The 13,615-nt window shown below is 59.7% G+C and carries 17 protein-coding genes and 1 pseudogene; 11 read left to right on the plus strand and 7 right to left on the minus strand.

Annotation, left to right across the window (positions count from 1 at the left end; translation table 11 throughout):
* The 6 genes and pseudogenes from AACS24_RS04430 to AACS24_RS04455 all read left to right on the plus strand — a co-directional run.
* A pseudogene (locus AACS24_RS04430) lies at positions 1-171 on the plus strand (GntP family permease); the annotation flags it as partial.
* A gap of 9 nt (positions 172-180) precedes the next feature.
* On the plus strand, positions 181-1,314 hold the full coding sequence (locus tag AACS24_RS04435; RefSeq protein WP_108572489.1) for a glycerate kinase: 1,134 nt from the start codon (positions 181-183) through the stop codon (positions 1,312-1,314).
* A 229-nt stretch (positions 1,315-1,543) separates the two neighbouring features.
* Entirely contained in the window at positions 1,544-2,107 is a 564-nt protein-coding gene (locus AACS24_RS04440; protein WP_041209067.1) for an NnrU family protein, read from the plus strand.
* Positions 2,108-2,166: 59 nt separating this feature from the next.
* On the plus strand, positions 2,167-2,703 hold the full coding sequence (locus tag AACS24_RS04445; RefSeq protein WP_108572490.1) for a glutathione peroxidase: 537 nt from the start codon (positions 2,167-2,169) through the stop codon (positions 2,701-2,703).
* Positions 2,704-2,785: 82 nt separating this feature from the next.
* Positions 2,786-3,721 (plus strand): LysR family transcriptional regulator, encoded by a 936-nt coding sequence (locus tag AACS24_RS04450; RefSeq protein WP_181364312.1) that lies wholly within the window; start codon positions 2,786-2,788, stop codon positions 3,719-3,721.
* A gap of 182 nt (positions 3,722-3,903) precedes the next feature.
* Positions 3,904-5,100 (plus strand): NupC/NupG family nucleoside CNT transporter, encoded by a 1,197-nt coding sequence (locus AACS24_RS04455; protein ID WP_108572492.1) that lies wholly within the window; start codon positions 3,904-3,906, stop codon positions 5,098-5,100.
* A 102-nt stretch (positions 5,101-5,202) separates the two neighbouring features.
* Here AACS24_RS04455 and AACS24_RS04460 read toward each other — a convergent pair whose 3' ends face one another.
* From AACS24_RS04460 to AACS24_RS04480, 5 genes are all read right to left on the minus strand, one after another.
* Positions 5,203-5,622: a DUF4426 domain-containing protein gene (locus tag AACS24_RS04460; protein WP_033114038.1), complete on the minus strand. Its 420-nt coding sequence runs from the start codon at positions 5,620-5,622 to the stop codon at positions 5,203-5,205.
* Positions 5,623-5,651: 29 nt separating this feature from the next.
* Entirely contained in the window at positions 5,652-5,951 is a 300-nt protein-coding gene (gene yggU / locus AACS24_RS04465) for a DUF167 family protein YggU (RefSeq protein ID WP_033114039.1), read from the minus strand.
* Positions 5,951-6,502 (minus strand): YggT family protein, encoded by a 552-nt coding sequence (locus AACS24_RS04470; RefSeq protein WP_108572493.1) that lies wholly within the window; start codon positions 6,500-6,502, stop codon positions 5,951-5,953. The genes yggU and AACS24_RS04470 overlap by 1 nt, the downstream gene beginning before the upstream one ends.
* An 11-nt stretch (positions 6,503-6,513) precedes the next feature.
* Positions 6,514-7,341, minus strand: coding sequence for a pyrroline-5-carboxylate reductase (proC, locus tag AACS24_RS04475; RefSeq protein ID WP_108572494.1), 828 nt, complete (start codon positions 7,339-7,341; stop codon positions 6,514-6,516).
* 66 nt (positions 7,342-7,407) lie between these two features.
* A complete protein-coding gene (locus AACS24_RS04480) occupies positions 7,408-8,109 on the minus strand; it encodes a YggS family pyridoxal phosphate-dependent enzyme (RefSeq protein ID WP_108572495.1) in 702 nt (233 codons plus the stop codon).
* A 39-nt stretch (positions 8,110-8,148) separates the two neighbouring features.
* On the opposite strand from AACS24_RS04480, the gene tapT reads away from it, so the two are divergent.
* The 4 genes from tapT to AACS24_RS04500 all read left to right on the plus strand — a co-directional run bounded on the left by tapT (position 8,149) and on the right by AACS24_RS04500 (position 11,765).
* The gene (gene tapT / locus AACS24_RS04485) at positions 8,149-9,183 is read left to right on the plus strand and encodes a type IVa pilus ATPase TapT (RefSeq protein ID WP_033114043.1); all 1,035 of its coding nucleotides are present in this window, start codon (positions 8,149-8,151) and stop codon (positions 9,181-9,183) included.
* 28 nt (positions 9,184-9,211) lie between these two features.
* On the plus strand, positions 9,212-10,321 hold the full coding sequence (gene tapU / locus AACS24_RS04490) for a type IVa pilus ATPase TapU (protein WP_108572509.1): 1,110 nt from the start codon (positions 9,212-9,214) through the stop codon (positions 10,319-10,321).
* 47 nt (positions 10,322-10,368) lie between these two features.
* Positions 10,369-11,142, plus strand: coding sequence for a peroxide stress protein YaaA (gene yaaA, locus AACS24_RS04495; RefSeq protein ID WP_108572496.1), 774 nt, complete (start codon positions 10,369-10,371; stop codon positions 11,140-11,142).
* Positions 11,143-11,336: 194 nt separating this feature from the next.
* The gene (locus AACS24_RS04500; RefSeq protein ID WP_033114045.1) at positions 11,337-11,765 is read left to right on the plus strand and encodes a hypothetical protein; all 429 of its coding nucleotides are present in this window, start codon (positions 11,337-11,339) and stop codon (positions 11,763-11,765) included.
* A gap of 311 nt (positions 11,766-12,076) precedes the next feature.
* Here the strand turns inward: AACS24_RS04500 and AACS24_RS04505 are convergent, their stop codons facing one another.
* A complete protein-coding gene (locus AACS24_RS04505) occupies positions 12,077-12,568 on the minus strand; it encodes a methylated-DNA--[protein]-cysteine S-methyltransferase (RefSeq protein WP_108572497.1) in 492 nt (163 codons plus the stop codon).
* A gap of 21 nt (positions 12,569-12,589) precedes the next feature.
* Positions 12,590-13,006 carry an alternative ribosome rescue aminoacyl-tRNA hydrolase ArfB gene (gene arfB, locus AACS24_RS04510; RefSeq protein ID WP_033114047.1) on the minus strand — a complete coding sequence of 139 codons (417 nt, stop codon included), beginning with the start codon at positions 13,004-13,006 and terminating at the stop codon, positions 12,590-12,592.
* A 201-nt stretch (positions 13,007-13,207) separates the two neighbouring features.
* Here arfB and glnK point away from each other — a divergent pair, with 201 nt between their 5' ends.
* Positions 13,208-13,546 (plus strand): P-II family nitrogen regulator, encoded by a 339-nt coding sequence (gene glnK / locus AACS24_RS04515; RefSeq protein ID WP_033114048.1) that lies wholly within the window; start codon positions 13,208-13,210, stop codon positions 13,544-13,546.
* Positions 13,547-13,615: the final 69 nt, after the last annotated feature.

The following is a 13,615-nucleotide window of genomic DNA, read 5'->3' on the forward strand; positions in this document are numbered from 1 at the left end:
GGTGCCACCGTGTTTGACCATATGCCCCACGGCTCCTTCTTCCATGCTACTGGCGGCAGCGTCCACATGGGCGTGGGTGAGCGTCTCAAGCTCATCCCTTACGAAACCGCAGTCGGTCTGACCATTGCAGCTGTCTCTACCCTGATGTTTGGCGTGTTTGGCCTCGCCTAAGGAATTGATATGAAAATTGTTATTGCCCCCGATTCATTCAAGGAGAGCCTGAGCGCCATGGCGGTGGCCGATGCCATCGAGGCCGGTTTCAAACAGGTGTTGCCAAACGCCACCTACGTCAAATTGCCGATGGCCGATGGCGGCGAGGGCACGGTGCAGTCGCTGGTCGATGCCACCGGCGGCCGCATCCTCCCGGTCGAAGTGACAGCGCCCCTTGGCAACAAGGTGCAGGGTTTTGTCGGCCTGCTGGGTGATGGTCAGCGCGCCGTCATCGAGATGGCCGCCGCCTCCGGTATCCATCTGGTCGCTCCCGAGCAGCGCAATCCGCTGCTCACCTCCAGCTTCGGGACCGGTGAGCTGATCCTGGCCGCGCTGGAGATGGGAGTGAAGCACCTCATCCTCGGTATCGGTGGTAGTGCCACCAATGACGGCGGTGCCGGTATGATCCAGGCGCTCGGCGGCAAGTTGCTCAAAGCCGATGGCTCAGCCATCGAGCTGGGTGGCGCCGGTCTTGCCGAACTTGCGACCATCGACCTGAGCGGTCTGGACCCGCGTCTGGGCGAGCTGGTTATCGAGGTGGCGTGCGATGTGAACAACCCGCTGTGCGGCCCGAAAGGCGCCTCCGCGGTGTTTGGCCCGCAGAAGGGGGCGACCCCGGAGATGGTGCAGCAGCTCGATGCCAACCTTTCCCGTTATGCCGACTGCATCGAGCAGGCCCTTGGCAAGCAGGTGAAGGATATTCCGGGGGCGGGCGCTGCCGGTGGTATGGGGGCCGCGCTGGTCGGTCTGCTCGGTGCCGAGCTCAAGCCCGGTATCCAGATCGTCATCGAAGCCCTGAAACTGGCTGATGAAGTGGCCGATGCGGATCTGGTCATTACCGGTGAAGGTCGTATCGATAGCCAGACCATCCACGGCAAGACGCCAATCGGTGTCGCACGCTGTGCCAAGCAGTTCGGCAAGTCGGTGATCGGTATCTCCGGCTGTCTGACCGATGATTGCGGCGTGGTGCACGAGCACGGGCTGGATGCGGTGTTCGCCGTGGTCAACCGTGCCATGTCTCTGCCGGAAGCGCTGGAGACCGCCAGCACCAACATTCAGCTGACTGCGCGCAACGTTGCGGCACTCTATCAGCTCAAGGGTTGATCCGGTTCGGCCGATGGGCGTCATCGGCCACCCAATATTCCCGTATGGGGCATCTCTCATCCCGCGAGATGTCTGGCTGCCCTAGCACTTCTTTGCCGATCCTCCGTGATCGGCTTTTTTCTTGTTACATTCTCCAGCTCCATGTTCGATGCCATGGGGCCGCGCGGTTTCTATAGGCGCATTCCGCCCTTTCCGGCATAGTGGTAGCCACACGAACAAGGAGAGACCCATGATCCTGCTGACTCTGGGCGTCGCGCTGTTTACCCTGATCCACCTCTATCCCTGTTTTGCAGCGGCGCATCGGGCACGGCTGCGCGAGCGGCTCGGGGAAAATCGCTACAAGGGGCTCTTCTCCCTGCTGGTTTTCGTTGCCATCGCCTGCATCATTGCCGGCTGGCGCACTGTCCGGCCATTTCCGCTCTATTTCCTGCCGGATTGGGGGCCGCTGGCCATGATGGGGATGATGCCCATCTCCCTCATTCTCTTTTTTTCGGGGCAGGGCCCCAACCATTTGCGGCGCTGGCTGGTTCATCCGCAGCTGCTCGGCACCCTGCTCTGGGCCATTGCCCACCTGCTGGTCAACAGCGAGGCGCGTTCACTGGTGCTGTTTGGCGGTATCGGGCTGTGGGCGCTGGTGAGCATCGTCTGGATTTCGGTGCGGGACTGGCAGAAGTATCCACGCCCCGAGGCCAACTGGACCGGTACCGGCATCAGTGTCGGGGCCGGACTGGCGGCCACGGCGCTGCTCATCTTCTGGGGCCACGGCTGGCTGACCGGCATTCCTCTACATTGAGAGTGAACCGCCCCGGTGCAAGGGACGTATCAGAGAGAAAACCACAAGGAGTGTTGCCGATGAAATGGTTCGCGCTGTTGTTGCTGCTTGGCAGCGGCATGGCATCTGCCACCTGTCCCGACTATTTCAATGTGGAGATGCGCGAGCTCAACAGCACCCAGCGCCATAATCTCTGTCAGCTGACCGAGGGCAAGGTGGTGCTGGTGGTCAATACCGCCTCCTACTGCGGTTATAGCGGCCAGTTCCGCGATCTGGAGAAGCTCTACCAGAGCTACAAGGATAAAGGGCTGATTATTCTGGGCTTCCCCTCCAACGATTTCTGGCAGGAGGCGGGCAACGAGACCAAGACTGCCGAGGTGTGTCGCCGCGACTATGGCGTCACCTTCCCGATGTTCAATCGAGTGGCGGTGCGGGGCTCCGATGCTGTGCCACTGTTCAAGGGGCTGGCGGCGGCCGCTGACGGAGATGAGCCGAACTGGAACTTCCACAAGTATCTGGTGGGGCGCGATGGCAAGCTGATCGCCAGCTACGGCGCCAACCAGAATCCGGCTGACGACCCCCTCAAACTGCAGATCACCCGGGCGCTGGGGCTCTGACCCTACCCCTTGGCGGGCGGCTCTGGAATAATGGGCTCCCGCCACTCAATCCGGTTATCCTGTGCTGCAACGTCTTCCTCAAATGGTGATCTTCGATGCGCTGGTGCGCGAGCAGGGGATCTCTGCCGCCGCCCGTCGTCTCGGGGTCTCCAAGTCCCATATCAGCAAGCAGCTGGCGCTGCTGGAGACCACTCTTGGCGCCCAGCTGGTACAGCGCACCACCCGGCGCTTCGTCCTGACCGAGCTGGGTCAGGAGTATGCCCGCCACTGCCATGCGCTGGTGGCGGTGGCGCAGGAGGCTGACTCCATGATCGCCGAGCGGCGCGGCAAGGTGAGCGGTGTGCTCCATCTCGGGGTGGGCCAATCTTTTGGCCGCTTGCACGTCATTCCTCATCTCAAGGCGTTTCAGGATCGCTATCCCGAGCTGGAGCTGGAAGTCTCGCTGTTCGACCACAGAACCAATCTGGTAGATGAGGGGCTGGATCTTTGGCTCACCACCTATGAGGACAAGCCGGAAGGGCTGGTGGGACAGCGGCTGGCCGACATTGGCTTCGTGGTGGCGGCTTCGCCGGATTACCTGCTGAGCCACGGCACGCCGCTCCATCCCAAGGATCTGGCCCAGCACAACTGCATCACTTACCAGAGTCGGGAGCGGCGCTATCACCAGTGGTCGTTTCGCCAGGGCAAGGAGCGCCAGACGGTGCAGGTGGCGGGCAACTATCGGGTGGATATGGCGGAGGCGGTGCGGGATGCTGCACTGGCCGGGCTCGGTATCGCCTATATTGCCAACTACTTGCTGGACAAGGAGTTACAGAGCGGCAAGCTGATCCCTGTGTTGCCAGGGTGGCGACCGAACCAGCAGATGGCGGTACACGCCGTTTACGCCCGGCGCGAACATCTGGATCCCAAGATCCGTCTCTTCATCGATTTCCTCAAGGCCCGCTTTGGCCCCGAACCCTATTGGGAGCAGCGACTTGCCCCTTGGCTCGGTGGTCGATTGTCCGGCAGTGAGGAATGATTGTTTTTAAATGGAAACACTCGATTTCTTCTGATACTAAAATCTAGCCAAATCAGCCAGTTGGCGCAACCGGTATCGTGCAAACGTTTTTTCTAACAGAGCCGTAACCAAGTGGACTTGCAGTGACGAGGGGAGAAGCGCAGAATCCGCGCCCATCTTTTTCCCCACCTGATGGAGTCCCTATGATTGCCCTGCTCGGCATCCTGAGTATCCTGGCGCTTGCCGTGACCTGCTCTGATAATCGTCGTCGTATCCCGTTGCGAACAGTTGGCCTTGCCCTCTGCCTGCAGGTCATGTTTGCCGCGCTGGTACTCTGGCTGCCTGCTGGTCAGCACGTGCTGAACGGGGTGAGCGAGAGTGTCAGCAGCGTGATTGGCTACGGTCAGGAGGGGATCGCCTTCCTGTTCGGCGATCTGGCAAAGTTCAAGCTGGGTTTCATCTTTGCCTTCAACGTGCTGCCGGTCATCATCTTCTTCTCCGCGGTGATCGCCATCCTCTATCACATCGGCATCATGCCGCGGGTCATAGCCCTGCTGGGCGGCGGTCTGCAGAAGCTGCTGGGCACCGGCCGTGCCGAGAGCCTCTCCGCCACCGCCAACATCTTCGTCGGCATGGTGGAAGCACCGCTGGTGGTCAAACCCTACCTCTCCAAGATGTCCGACTCCCAGTTCTTCGCGGTGATGAGCTGTGGCCTCGCCTCTGTCGCGGGCGGCACTCTGGTCGGTTACGCCAGCATAGGGGTTGAGCTGAAATACCTGATCGCGGCAGCCTTCATGTCTGCGCCGGCCGGTCTGGCGATGGCCAAGATCCTGGTTCCGCCGGGAGTTGAAGAGGTGGATCACCATCAGGATGTCGAGATCCCCCGCGCCACCAACGTGATTGAAGCGGCGGCCGATGGTGCCATGGCCGGCCTCAATATCGCCGTGGCTGTCGGTGCGACCCTGCTTGCCTTCGTCGGTGTGATCGCCATGCTCAACGGTCTGCTCGGCTGGGCAGGCGGTCTGGTGGGTTTGGATCTGAGCTTCCAGATCATTCTGGGTTGGTTGTTTGCCCCGGTATCCTGGTTGATCGGTGTGCCCTGGGAGCAGGCACAGGCTGCCGGTGCTCTGATTGGTACCAAGATCGTGGTCAACGAGTTCGTCGCCTTCATCGCTCTGGTGCAAGATCAGACCCTGAGCGAGTCGAGCAAAGCCATCGTGACCTTCGCCCTGTGCGGTTTCGCCAATATCTCCTCCATGGCCATCCTGATCGGCGGTTTGGGTGCCATGGTGCCGGAGCGCAAAGGCTTTATCGCCCGTTACGGCATGCGTGCCATCCTCTCCGGCGTGCTGGCCAACCTGATGAGCGCCTCCCTCGCGAGCATCTTCCTCGCCCTGTAACAGGCCTGGATAATTCATAAAACAAGGGCGCCATCATGGCGCCCTTGCTGTTTTTCCCGATCAAAAAGCCCCGACCTGAGTCGGGGCTTTTTGTTGCACTATTCAGTCAACGTAGAAGGTTTGCTGGAAGGTGAGGATCTGCTGCTGACCGCCCCCCATGATCTTCAAGGTGAACTGGTAGGTATCTTCATTGCGATAGGGGAGGGTTGCCAGATAGTAGATAGCATCCCCCTCCTTGACCTCCTGGAAGCTGAGGTTGCGGATGGTGCCGGTGAGGTTCTTGGCTTCGCCGGTGACGGAGACCGCCTGGGCCTTGGCCTGCTTGTCCTGCACCGCAATGTTGATGATGCCGTTGTAGCGGCTGCGCTCCAGACCGTAGGTTTTGGCCACTTCGGGAGTGAGGAAGCTGGAGTTGAAGGCGTTGTAGTGCACCTGCCAGGGGCCCAGCTCTTTCATCTGTTCAGCCCGCAGGGGCAGGGTCATCAGCAGTGCCAACAGGCAGCTCATCCAGGCTGTTTTCATGGTGTCATCCCTCTCGTATCAATGTTGGCTCAGGCCGGATTGTCCAGCAGAGCGCTCACTTCCGGCGGCAACTGTTTGGGACTGTCGATGGCGACCGTCTTGTGTCGCCCCAGCTCGCCCCGCACTATGGTGACCTGCCCCTTGGCCACCTTGAACTGCTTGGCCAGAAACTTGATCAAATGGCTGTTGGCCTGGCCATCGACGGGCGGTGCCGTGATGGCCACTTTCAACTCTTCTCCGTGCAATCCGACGATCTGATCCCGGCTCGCCTTGGGCTGGATCATCAGATGCAGTACCAGTTCATCCCCCTGTAGCAGGACGGCAGGCATCAAATCATCCACCACAGCTGGCCGAACAGGTCGCCCAGCAGATAGTTGATGGCCTGCAGCCCGATAAAGGCAACCAGTACCGAGAGATCCAGCCCACCCAGCGCCGGCAGCACGCGGCGGATCGGAGAGAGGAAGGGCTCGGTCAACTGGTACATCACATATTCGATGGGGTTGCGGCCCTGGCTGACCCAGCTCAGGATGGCGCGGATCAGCAGTACCCAGAAGATCATCGAACCGGCCTTTTTCAGCACGGTCAGCGCGGCAAACAGGCTGATGCTGAGCCAGTCGGCCAGCAGCACGTTCATGCTCTTGAGCAGGGCCAGCTTGAGGAAGGCGATGGCCAGCGCCAGCACCACGGAGGCGAGATCCAGCCCCCCCAGACCCGGGATGACCCGGCGTAGCGGCACCACCAGCGGGTTGGTCAGTTTGACCACCATCTGGCTCATGGGGTTATAGAAGTCGGCACGGGCCCACTGCAGCCAGACGCGCAGCAGCACCACCATCAGGTAGAGATCGAAAACGGTGTTAATCAGAAAGTAAGCAGTGTTCATCTGGGCTCCTGTCAGAAAAGAGTTTCCATTTCGGCGGCGCGAGCGACGGCTGCCTGCATGGCGTTGGCAGTCAGCGGCATCAGCCCCTGCTGCTGGAATGTCTTGATGGCTTCGGCGGTTGTGCCGCCCTTGCTGGTGACCTGCTCACGCAGGGTTTGCAGCGACAGTTCGGGATTTTGCTCCACCATGGCCGCCGCACCGAGGGCGGTCTGCTGCACCAGCTGGCGTGCCTGCTCGGGCGAGAAGCCCATCGCTTCTGCCTCTTCGGCGATCGCCTGCATAAAGAGGAAGAAGTAGGCCGGGGCGCTGCCGGCCGCGGCGATGACGCTGTTGATGCCGGACTCCTGCGCCACCCAGAGGGTTTTGCCGACCGCCTGCATCATCTGCTCGGCAAACTCGCGATCGCTGGCGGCAATATGCTCGGGGGCGTAGAGTCCGGTCATGCCCAGACCCAAAAGGGCCGGGGTATTGGGCATGGTGCGGATGATACGGTCATGGCCACCGGCCATCTCGGCAAGGCGGGCCACCTTGATGCCGGCGGCGATGGAGACGAGCAGCTTGTCCGCAAGGGAGCCCAGCTCGGCAACCAGTGCAGCCAGCATGCCAGCCATCAGCTGCGGTTTGACCGCCAGCACGATCACCTCGGCATGGCGGGCCGCCTCGGCATTGGAACGGGTGGTGCAAATGCCGTAGTCGCTGGCCAGCGCATCCAGTTTGGGCTGGCTCGGGTTGGCGGCAGTGATCAGCTCTGCCGGATAACCCGCCTTGACCAGACCGGCGATGATGCTGCGGCTCATGTTGCCTGCGCCGATGAAGGCGAGCGTCCTGTGCTGTTGCATTAAAGGCTCCTGTTGCTTGGTGGGGCGCTGGCACGCGGCGTGTGTTGCATGCGCTCGCGCACCTGCTTATGAGTAGTCGCGGGCGCCGAAGATGGCGGTGCCGACCCGCACCATGGTGCTGCCGTGGGCGATCGCCAGTTCAAGATCCTCGGTCATCCCCATCGAGAGGGTATCGACGCTCGGGTATTGTCGCGCAAGCTCGGTGAACAGAGTCTGCATACGGGCCATTTGGGCGGCCAATACGGTCTCGTCACTGGTGTGTTCGGGAATGGCCATCAACCCGCGCAGCACCAGCCGTTTACTGTGAGAAACCAGCTCGGCAAGGCGGAAAATCTCTTGTTCCGACGTTCCGGATTTGCTGCTCTCTCCGCTAATATTGATTTGCAGACAAACATTTAGCGGCGCCATGCTGGCAGGGCGCTGATTGTTCAGACGTTCGATCAGCTTCTCTCTGTCCACGCTTTGCACCCAGTCGAACCGTTCGGCAACCAGCCTGGATTTGTTCGATTGCAAAGGGCCGATAAAGTGCAACTCTATGTCGTTATATTCGGGTTGCTGGCGCAGGGTGTCGATCTTGGTGGCTGCTTCCTGAGCGTAGGATTCGCCAAAGCAGCGCTGGCCGGCTGCGTGAGCGGCCATCAGGGCCTCAAGGGGTTTGGTTTTGCTGACCGCAAGCAACCGGACCTGCTCCGGATTGCGGCTCGCCCCTCTGGCTGCCTGGGCAATGCGTTCTTTTACCTGAAGCAGGTGCTGGGCAATCTGGTTCATGTTTCGTTAGTGATCTTGTGATGGGAGAATGACAAATCTATGGATATCACAGAGTTATTGGCTTTCAGTGTAAAGCATAAAGCGTCGGATCTACACCTGTCAGCCGGGGTTCCCCCGATGATCAGGGTTGATGGCGAGGTTCGCAAGATCAATTTGCCCGCCCTCGAACATCGGGAAGTGCACGCCCTCATTTACGACATCATGAACGATCACCAGCGCAAGGAGCTGGAGGAGAATTTCGAGGTCGACTTCTCGTTCGAGGTGCCCAATCTGGCCCGTTTCCGGGTCAACGCCTTCCAGCAAGCGCGTGGTTCGGGCGCGGTATTTCGTACCATCCCCAGCACCGTGCTGAGCCTCGAAGATCTCGATGCGCCGGAGATCTTCCGCAAGATCGCCGAGTTCCCGCGTGGTCTGGTGCTGGTGACCGGGCCGACCGGTTCCGGTAAGTCGACCACGCTGGCGGCCATGGTCAACTACATCAACGAGAACTTCCATCACCATATCCTCACCATCGAAGACCCTATCGAATTTGTGCACGAGAACAAGCGCTGTCTGGTGAACCAGCGCGAAGTGCACCGCGATACCAAGAGCTTCAGCAATGCCCTGCGCTCGGCACTGCGGGAAGACCCTGACATCATTCTGGTGGGCGAGATGCGCGATCTTGAAACCATTCGCCTCGCCATGACCGCAGCCGAAACCGGCCATTTGGTGTTCGGCACCCTGCACACCTCGTCGGCGGCCAAGACCATCGACCGTATCATCGACGTCTTTCCCGGCGCGGAGAAAGACATGGTGCGCTCCATGCTCTCCGAATCCCTGCGGGCGGTTATCTCCCAGACCCTGCTCAAGCGCATTGGCGGCGGTCGGGTGGCCGCCCACGAGATCATGATGGGGATCCCGGCGGTGCGTAACCTTATTCGGGAGGACAAGATTGCCCAGCTCTACTCGGTGATCCAGACCGGGATGACCCACGGCATGCAGACCATGGATCAGAGCCTCAAACAGCTGGTCAGCCGTGGCATGGTCGCGTCTCTCGATGCCAAGGCCAAGGCGGTTGACCCCAACAGCATCTGATGATGCCGGATCCAGGGAGGGATCGATGATGAATCTGGATGAACTGCTGGGCCAGCTGGTAGAGAAAAAAGGGTCGGATCTCTTTGTGACGGTGGGGACGCCCCCCACCCTCAAGGTGAATGGCCATCTGGTGTCGCTGGGGGGCGAGGCGCTCGACAAGAAGGGGGCGCTGACGCTGGTCAGGGATACCCTCAGCAGCGATCACTTCGAGCGCTATATCCGCACCAAGGAGGCCAACTACGCTATCTATCGCGAGGCGCTTGGCCGTTTTCGGGTCAGTGCCTTCTGGCAGCAGGAGCTGCCCGGCATGGTGGTTAGGCGTATCGAGACACGTATTCCTACCTTCGATGATCTGCAACTGCCCGTGATCCTGCAGGAGGTCGCATTGGCCAAGCGCGGACTGGTGCTGTTTGTCGGCGCCACAGGGGCGGGCAAATCGACCACCCAGGCGACCATGATTGGCTATCGCAACCAGCATGCCGACGGCCATATTCTGACGGTGGAAGACCCGGTGGAGTTTGTCCATCAGCATGGCCGCAGCCTGATCACCCAGCGGGAGGTGGGGATCGATACCGAGTCGTTCGATGTGGCGTTGAAAAGCTCGCTGCGTCAGGCGCCGGACGTCATTCTGATCGGCGAAATCAGAAGCTCTGAGACCATGGAGTTTGCCCTGCAATTCGCCGAGACCGGCCACCTCTGCCTCGCGACCCTTCATGCCAACAACGCCAACCAGGCGCTGGATCGCATTCTGCATCTGGTGCCGCAGGAGAAGCATCGTCAGTTCCTGTTCGATCTCTCCTTCAACCTCAAGGCCATTGTCGCCCAGCAACTGGTGCCGAGCGTGGATGGCAAGCGGCGCTGCGCCGCATTCGAGATCCTGCTCAACACCCCGCTTATCACCGACATTATCCGCAAGGGGGAGATGCACCGTCTCAAGGAGGTGATGACCAAATCGACCGAGCTTGGCATGCAAACCTTCGATCAATCGCTCTTCAACCTGTTCTGCTCCGGCCAGATTGGCTACAGTGAGGCCCTTGCCCATGCCGACTCGGCCAACGACCTGCGGCTGCTGATCAAGCTTTCCGGCCGTGATCAGCTTGGTACAGGTACGCTGGACAATGTGACGCTTGATGAATGAATCATGGGGCCGCTCTGCCGTTCGGCCCCTCGCCATAAAGGAACCTTATGCTGATTGTGGTCTCCCCGGCCAAGACGCTGGATTACGAGTCACCGCTGGTGACAACCCGATTCACCCAACCCGAGTTGCTCGATCACTCTGCAGAGCTCATCAAGCGGGCTCGCCAACTGAGCCCGGATCAAATTGCCACCCTGATGAAGATCAGCGACAAGCTGGCGGGCCTCAACGCAGCCCGGTTTGCGCAGTGGCAACCAGACTTCACACCGGCCAATGCTCGCCAGGCGCTGCTGGCCTTCAAGGGGGATGTCTATACCGGACTGGCGGTAGAAGATTTCAGCGAGGCCGATTTTGACTTCGCTCAGGCACATCTGCGGATGCTCTCCGGTCTCTATGGTGTGCTGCGCCCCCTCGATCTGATGATGCCTTACCGGCTGGAGATGGGGACTCGTCTCGACAATAGCCGCGGCAAGGATCTCTACCAGTTCTGGGGCGAGGTGATCACTCACCACCTCAACGATGCGCTGGCCGCACAGGGGGATGAGGTGCTGATCAATCTGGCCTCCGACGAGTATTTCAAGTCGGTACGACCCAAGAGCCTGAAAGGGCGGATCGTCACGCCGGTGTTCAAGGATGAGAAGAACGGCCAGTTCAAGATCATCAGCTTCTACGCCAAGAAGGCGCGCGGCATGATGGCCCGTCACATCATCAAGCACAGCCTGACCGAGGTGGAGCAGCTGACCGGTTTCAATGCCGAGGGGTACTACTTCGTGCCGGAAGAGTCGGACGCCAATACCCTGATGTTTAAACGCGCCGAAAATTAATTACAAAAAGAGGGAACCAATCTTTCGATCCACGGGTCTGAATATGTGAATCCTCTGTTGTAAGCACTTTTTATTCGCCGACGTTTGATACGTCGGCTTTTTTATTGCCGTTTTTATTGTCCATCGATTGTCTTCGCCGGGACTATGTGGTTCAGATAGACTCAAGACAGGGAGCGAGTCGTCGCGAGGTGAATATGGAACAGAAAAATGCCATTCGGCAGGTTGCCGTCCCTTGGGCTCCGTCCCGCCAGCTACCCCCCGGTCTGGTTGTGGCCGAGCTGCATCAGGATCTCTGGAGCGACTCTCTGACCATCATGCTGGGGCGGGCACGCAGCATCGATCTGCCCCCGCAAATCCTCTGCCGGGTCTATTTTCGCCATATCTACGCCCTGCGGGTTATCGAAGATTGCGATCTGGCCGAGGGGAAGGATAGTCACGCCATCGAGGAGCAGATCCAGCTCATCACCCCCTCCCGTTTCGCCAGCTGGTTTCATCAGGAGTCTGATGGCCTGCATCTGGACGAAGATTTGCAGCACTATCGCATCTCGACCTGGGATTACTGTGCCGACGTTCTCACCTCCTCTGCACCGGAGCTGCAGTTTGTCGCCCCGCGAGAATCCTGATCCGGTCATCGCCTGGTAGCAACAAGGGGGAAGGCCGTTTCAGCCTTCCCCCTTGTTGCAGACTGACTCTGCCAGGCACAAAAAAAGCGCCTCAAGGGAGGCGCTGGGGAAAAAAGACAGATTGGAAGCGTCACATGGGTGCTACTTGGAGTGGTGAATGAGCCGTGCCACTCAAGTATGGAGCCATCATGCCAGCTTCTATCTGAAGTAGTTCTGAGACAATTCTTCATCCTCTGTTCATCTTCTCGACACGTTTTCAGCAAGGTGACCGAGGCTCGCTTCTGCTGCGATGATTCTTCAGAGCACCACGTTTATGGGGTCAGGACAAACGGCGCGTGACGCTGCTCCAGCTCCAGTAGCCAGCGTTTGATGGGAATACCGCCGGCATAACCGGTCAGCTCGCCGCTGCGGCCGATCACCCGGTGGCAGGGCACTATGATGCTGAGCGGATTGCGGCCATTGGCGGCTCCCACGGCTCTGACCGATTTGGGATTGCCGATGGCTTGGGCTATCTCGAGATAGCTGACGGTTTCACCGTAGGGAATGTCACAGAGGGCGCGCCATACCGCTTGCTGGAATGGCGTGCCACGGGCAGCCAGCGGCAGGTCGAATTGCTGCAGACGACCGGCGAAGTAGGCGGCGAACTGCTCGACGAAGGGAGCAAGAGCCAGATCATCCCGTTGCCACTCATCGGTCGGAGTTACCGGCTGCTCTCCCCGCACGAATTCCACATAGCGCAGACCGTCCCTGTCGATGGCGATGAGCAGAGGGCCATGGGTGCTGTCGCAAAAACTGTATTTCATGCTGTCATCCTCAGGCCTGGGTTAATCCAGCACCAGCTTGCCGCGGGTCGATTTGATCTCCCCCTTGCGCTTCTTGGCATCGACCCGTTTGCGTTGGGAGCTGCGGGTCGGCTTGGTGGCATGGCGGGCCTTGGGGCGCCACGCCGCCTTCTTCAGCAGTTCGACAAGGCGGCTCATCGCCTCCTTGCGGTTCATGTCCTGACTGCGGTGGCTCTCGACCCGGATCAGGATAAAGCCGTCATGCACCCGGCTGTCGCTCAGCTTGTCGAGCCCCTCCTTGTAGAGCGGGGTCAGGCTGGGAGAATTGCGGTAATCGAAGCGCAACCAGACGGCGGAGTCGGTCTTGTTGACGTGCTGGCCACCGTTGCCCTGAGCCCGCATGGTCTGGAATTGCAGCTCATGCCAGGGGAGGGTAACGCTGTTGGAGATGACTAACATACTGCTGTGCTCTTGTTTGGTGCAGAGGCGCTGGCCGCCACAGTGTGGTGCCTCATTATGGGGCGCGTGGCTAGCCGATCCCGGCACACTTTGAGTGATACGCCGTAATTAGACGCTATCTTCATGAAATTTAATAATAAAAATACTTGGCACAAGAATTGATTCCCGGTTTATGACACACCATGGATTGGGAGCAACCAGATGAAGCTGATTAGTGCGATTATCAAACCGTTCAAGCTGGACGATGTCCGCGAGGCCATTGCCAACCTGGGGGTGGAGGGGTTGACCGTGTCCGAGGTCAAGGGATTTGGCCGCCAGAAGGGACACACCGAATTATACCGGGGGGCCGAGTATCAGGTCGACTTTTTACCCAAGGTGAAGCTGGAGATCGCCACCACGGATGACAACGTGGAAGGGGTGATCGAGGCGATCTGCAAGGCGGCCTATACCGGCAAGATCGGTGATGGCAAGATCTTCGTTTATGACCTGTTGCAGGCGGTGCGTATTCGTACCGGCGAGAACGACGAAGAGGCGCTCTGATCGCCGGTTTGTCACATCACTTGCCATGGCAAAACCCGATTGGGGCTGGATGGGATTCTATCCGGCCCT

The organism is Aeromonas sp. HMWF016 (assembly GCF_963878195.1).
GTDB classification, from domain to species: domain Bacteria; phylum Pseudomonadota; class Gammaproteobacteria; order Enterobacterales; family Aeromonadaceae; genus Aeromonas; species Aeromonas lacus.

What these genes read in the sequence shown, in the direction of transcription:
- AACS24_RS04435 (WP_108572489.1), top strand. Translation starts at nt 181, where the DNA reads ATGAAAATTGTTATTGCCCCCGATTCATTCAAGGAGAGCCTGAGCGCC.
- AACS24_RS04440 (WP_041209067.1), top strand. Translation starts at nt 1,544, where the DNA reads ATGATCCTGCTGACTCTGGGCGTCGCGCTGTTTACCCTGATCCACCTC.
- AACS24_RS04445 (WP_108572490.1), top strand. Translation starts at nt 2,167, where the DNA reads ATGAAATGGTTCGCGCTGTTGTTGCTGCTTGGCAGCGGCATGGCATCT.
- AACS24_RS04450 (WP_181364312.1), top strand. Translation starts at nt 2,786, where the DNA reads ATGGTGATCTTCGATGCGCTGGTGCGCGAGCAGGGGATCTCTGCCGCC.
- AACS24_RS04455 (WP_108572492.1), top strand. Translation starts at nt 3,904, where the DNA reads ATGATTGCCCTGCTCGGCATCCTGAGTATCCTGGCGCTTGCCGTGACC.
- AACS24_RS04460 (WP_033114038.1), bottom strand. Translation starts at nt 5,622, where the DNA reads ATGAAAACAGCCTGGATGAGCTGCCTGTTGGCACTGCTGATGACCCTG.
- yggU (WP_033114039.1), bottom strand. Translation starts at nt 5,951, where the DNA reads ATGCCTGCCGTCCTGCTACAGGGGGATGAACTGGTACTGCATCTGATG.
- AACS24_RS04470 (WP_108572493.1), bottom strand. Translation starts at nt 6,502, where the DNA reads ATGAACACTGCTTACTTTCTGATTAACACCGTTTTCGATCTCTACCTG.
- proC (WP_108572494.1), bottom strand. Translation starts at nt 7,341, where the DNA reads ATGCAACAGCACAGGACGCTCGCCTTCATCGGCGCAGGCAACATGAGC.
- AACS24_RS04480 (WP_108572495.1), bottom strand. Translation starts at nt 8,109, where the DNA reads ATGAACCAGATTGCCCAGCACCTGCTTCAGGTAAAAGAACGCATTGCC.
- tapT (WP_033114043.1), top strand. Translation starts at nt 8,149, where the DNA reads ATGGATATCACAGAGTTATTGGCTTTCAGTGTAAAGCATAAAGCGTCG.
- tapU (WP_108572509.1), top strand. Translation starts at nt 9,212, where the DNA reads ATGAATCTGGATGAACTGCTGGGCCAGCTGGTAGAGAAAAAAGGGTCG.
- yaaA (WP_108572496.1), top strand. Translation starts at nt 10,369, where the DNA reads ATGCTGATTGTGGTCTCCCCGGCCAAGACGCTGGATTACGAGTCACCG.
- AACS24_RS04500 (WP_033114045.1), top strand. Translation starts at nt 11,337, where the DNA reads ATGGAACAGAAAAATGCCATTCGGCAGGTTGCCGTCCCTTGGGCTCCG.
- AACS24_RS04505 (WP_108572497.1), bottom strand. Translation starts at nt 12,568, where the DNA reads ATGAAATACAGTTTTTGCGACAGCACCCATGGCCCTCTGCTCATCGCC.
- arfB (WP_033114047.1), bottom strand. Translation starts at nt 13,006, where the DNA reads ATGTTAGTCATCTCCAACAGCGTTACCCTCCCCTGGCATGAGCTGCAA.
- glnK (WP_033114048.1), top strand. Translation starts at nt 13,208, where the DNA reads ATGAAGCTGATTAGTGCGATTATCAAACCGTTCAAGCTGGACGATGTC.